The sequence below is a fragment of the Streptomyces colwelliae genome (assembly GCF_048158785.1).
Lineage (GTDB): Bacteria > Actinomycetota > Actinomycetes > Streptomycetales > Streptomycetaceae > Streptomyces.
Genome location: NZ_JBLTJC010000890.1, coordinates 1 through 632, shown reverse-complemented (window position 1 = coordinate 632; position 632 = coordinate 1). Strand labels below are relative to the sequence as shown.

At 59.0% G+C, this 632-nt stretch carries 1 protein-coding gene; it reads right to left on the bottom strand.

The features are described from left to right. The coding region (locus ACNFOC_RS55020; RefSeq protein ID WP_416966400.1) for an AMP-binding protein at positions 1 to 632 on the bottom strand (632 nt) is incomplete at both ends.

The window sequence follows — 632 nt, the reverse complement described above, 5'->3', positions numbered from 1 at the left end:
CAATAATACCCTGCGCCAGTGCCGCCGCCTCCGCTTCCTTAGCTTGCAATGCCTGCGCCTGGTGGCGATCGTGCAGTTTGGCAAAAGCGACCAGCCGACGATGTTGAGAATTACCCACTGCCACCACCACTGACTGCTCCACATCGGGATGTCGCGCAATGCAGCGCTCGATTTCCCCCAGTTCGATACGGTAACCATTCACCTTCACTTGGGTATCGTTGCGCCCCAAAAAGGCGACTTGCCCGTCAGCAAAGTAGCGCCCGCGATCCCCAGAGCGGTAAATTCGCTCACCACTCGCTTCGCGCCAGACAAAGCTCGCCGCCGTTTTCTCTGCGTCGTTCAGGTAGCCTTGTGCCAGCCCCATCCCGCCAATGCAAATCTCTCCTTCCACCCCGACCGGACATTCCTCCAGTTGCGCATTTAGCACGTATACTGGCTGGTTGCGCAGGCCCCGACCGTAGGGAATACTGGTCCACGTCGATTCCACCTCACCTATCGGGTAGTAGACCGACCAGATGGCGCACTCGGTCGCTCCACCCAGACTGATGATGTCCATCGTTTCATTGAGCCGCTCGCGCATCTGCTCCGGTAACGTTAGCGGGATCCAGTCGCCGCTCAACAGTGGCAGACGC